Origin of the sequence: Pedobacter sp., from assembly GCF_045628745.1 — a bacterium.
Taxonomy (GTDB): domain Bacteria; phylum Bacteroidota; class Bacteroidia; order Sphingobacteriales; family Sphingobacteriaceae; genus Pedobacter.
The window spans coordinates 1-2,898 of sequence record NZ_JAZQPU010000109.1; the positions used below are offsets into that span (position 1 = coordinate 1).

The 2,898-nt window shown below is 40.9% G+C and carries 3 protein-coding genes and 1 pseudogene; all 4 read right to left on the reverse strand.

From position 1 onward, the window contains the following. Nucleotides 1-456 (reverse strand): annotated as a pseudogene (locus ACR2F7_RS04635) (outer membrane beta-barrel protein); the annotation flags it as partial. Between the two features lie 44 nt (nucleotides 457-500). Continuing rightward, nucleotides 501-1,232 carry a hypothetical protein gene (locus ACR2F7_RS04640; protein ID WP_432712424.1) on the reverse strand — a complete coding sequence of 244 codons (732 nt, stop codon included), beginning with the start codon at nucleotides 1,230-1,232 and terminating at the stop codon, nucleotides 501-503. Then, complete coding sequence (locus tag ACR2F7_RS04645; RefSeq protein ID WP_432712425.1) at nucleotides 1,213-1,782, reverse strand: RNA polymerase sigma factor; 570 nt, start codon at nucleotides 1,780-1,782, stop codon at nucleotides 1,213-1,215. The genes ACR2F7_RS04640 and ACR2F7_RS04645 overlap by 20 nt, the downstream gene beginning before the upstream one ends. A 59-nt stretch (nucleotides 1,783-1,841) precedes the next feature. Continuing rightward, nucleotides 1,842-2,898: hypothetical protein (locus tag ACR2F7_RS04650; protein WP_432712426.1), on the reverse strand; the 1,057-nt coding region annotated here is incomplete at its 5' end.

Below are 2,898 nucleotides of genomic sequence, written 5' to 3' on the forward strand. Positions count from 1 at the left end.
AACTAAATCAGGAGTACCTTGTTGGATGGTTACATTCTGGCGCAAACGGATCATGGTCCAGTCGAAACCACCAGCTAAATATACCTTAAAATTAGGGTTAAAACGATAGCCCAATTGTAGCACGTCAAAAGATACAGTAGAAGTTTTAATGCCTTTATAGCTTAAAAAGTCGTTCTCCGGAGATAAACTGAAGCTGCCATTGTCAATCAATTTAGAAAAACCAAGGTCAACGCGGGTAAAAGTAATGCTTCCAATAAAACGTCCTTTTGATGCTTCAGCTACTTTTATGCTGTCCTGAGCGGGTTTATGATCACGTTTGTGTTTGCCCCCTTTAATAGAAAAAGTATAAATGCTTTCTCTATCGCGCTTAGTACTGTCGCTTTGTGCCGTTGCTTGCTCGTTCATTAACCCGGTAAGTCCACTTACCAATAAGGTAGCTAAAATTAACTTCTTCATCTTTATATGCGTTGTTTGTGTGTTTTCTTTGTATTCAGTGTTTTTTATTTTGTTTTATTTTTGCTGTTCAGCCTAATGATGCCAATGTTGATGGAAACCAGCGACGATTGATCGTCATCATCCGTATTGAACTTCAAAAACTTCTGCTCTCGCTTATCAACTTTATCAACCACAAAATTAACCAGGTCGCCAACATTTCTAATGCCGTTTCTTTCTGCAGGCTCTTCCACCTCTGCTAAGGCAGTTTCTACAATGGGCTCCGGTGTGCTGACCACTGCCAACAACTGTGGTTTTTCGGCAACTACAGCTAAAGTATTTTCCTGCTCAACTATAGCAGCTGTTTCTTTTGTTGTGGTGTTGATATCATTAAGATGATGGGCAGGAGCTAAAGGTTGCATGGCTACTAAAACTTTTTCTGTATTTTCTACTTCCGCTTCATTTTCCGCATTTTCAACTAATGCAGGTGTTGCTATTTTACTATGATCCTCCACTGCTGCTGTTGGCGCATCTAAAACTGGCGATGGCAATTCAGTAGTTTTGGCAAAATCCTCTTTTCCATGTAATTGAATTTTATCCTTTTTCTGGAAGAGTAAACCTGCAGAAAGGGCCACAAGAACCAATGCGGCAGCCATCCAATAAACGGGTAAACGCTTTTTAGGTCTTGGCTGCAGCTGCTTTTCTATGTTTGTCCATGCCATTGCTGGTGGGGTTACTTCTGCATTTGTTAACTGATCTTTAAATAATTGATCAAAGTCTTTATCCTGTATATGTTGCATAATTAATGCCCTCCATTTTTATAATTTTTTCTTTTAAAATAGCCCTTGCTCTTGAAAGCTGGGATTTGCTGGCTCCTTCTGAAATACCTAAAGTCTGTGCAATTTCCTTGTGCGAATAACCTTCAATGATATACATGTTGAACACCAGGCGGTAGCCGTCGGCTAGCTGTTGTATCAGACTCAGCAAATCCTGCATGCCGAGCTTGCTAAAGTCGAAGCCTGTTGAAGGTTGTTCATAGGCTTCTTCTATTTGTACCACGGTTAAGTTCCTGAGGTTTTTACGATAGCTTTCAATAGCCGTATTGACCATTACCCGGCGTATCCATCCCTCAAAAGAGCCGTCACCGCGGTAATCCTTTATCTTCTGGAAAACTTTGATGTAGCCCAGCTGCAAGGAATCTTCAGCTTCCATGCGGTCTTTGGCATAGCGCATACAAAGGGCGAACATCTTTGCTGAAGTTTGCTGGTACAGCAGCTCCTGCATTTTCCGGTCGCCGGCTTTGCAGCCCTCCATCAAATCGTCTATAGTATAGTTTTTTGTCAACTTCATTTGTTTGTTTGGTTTAATGAAGATGCGGATACAACCTTAAAGGTTGCAAGGGGTATAAATTATTTTTTAACCTTAAAGAGTTTGAAATCCTGCTTATAAGTTAAGAAGAAAGAATGATTAAACTGCAATTGCTGATCAAGATGATCAAGGTCTACATGAGGCTCTAAACGTACATCAAGGTAGAAGTGAGGTAACAGCTCTTTTTGATAGGCATAACGCAGGGAAACAATGTTTCTGTGCTTTTGTGTAAAGCCTGTATTGTATAAATTATTGGATACCGATTCATATAAAGGCATACCTTTAATGGAGATAAATTTATTGCCTTTCCAGTAAGAGGCCACAAAACTACCGAAGGTAGTTTCCATCCCTGCATTTAACCATAAGCCAAAGCCACCCTGGAAAGCGCGTGTTTTAGTGCCAGAAAAATCCTGGTAAACGGCAACGTAATTGTCGGTATAAATTTCTTTTACACGCTGATCTAGCACCTTATGCAACTTAAAGCCTGTAGCGCCATTAAACAAGGTGCTAAGGGGGATTTCTTTGAGCACATCAATCTGCCCACCCTGGTGATAAACCATAAACTGCGCCGGGATGCTGAATTTCCAGCCATTGCTATTGGCTACAGTACTTTCGGTAGACAGTCCGCCGAGAATTTCTTCTTTTGCAGCTTCTCCTTTATAAATCATGCGCTGCCAGGCTATCCAGGCATCAAGTTTAAACTTTTCTTTTTCAACCAACAACTGCGTTCCATATTCTACAGGATTGGTAATTTGTCGCTCAAAATCATATAAAGGCTCAATATAACCATGGTGGATACCTCCTTCAAGGCTACCAAAAATCAGACTAAGGTTCTTTTTCTGGTATTTTACACTGAATAAAGGTTTAGCACTATGCACGCCATTGTCGCCGAAATCTTTCCTGATCAGCGCACCTGCCGTAATGGCCAAATTGGGATGTGCCTGGTAAACAAGTTGTGGTTGCAACTGTGTACCGTATAAGGTATAGCCGTCGTGAAATTCGTTGCTGTACTCGTAATTCCTAACGAAGTTAAAGTTATAAAAGTTAAAGTGAAGCTCCCCCACAGCACTGCTATCCGGACGAATGCGATTTTCAATT

Coding starts and splice junctions, on each gene's coding strand:
- ACR2F7_RS04640 (WP_432712424.1), bottom strand. CDS start 1,232: ATGCAACATATACAGGATAAAGACTTTGATCAATTATTTAAAGATCAG.
- ACR2F7_RS04645 (WP_432712425.1), bottom strand. CDS start 1,782: ATGAAGTTGACAAAAAACTATACTATAGACGATTTGATGGAGGGCTGC.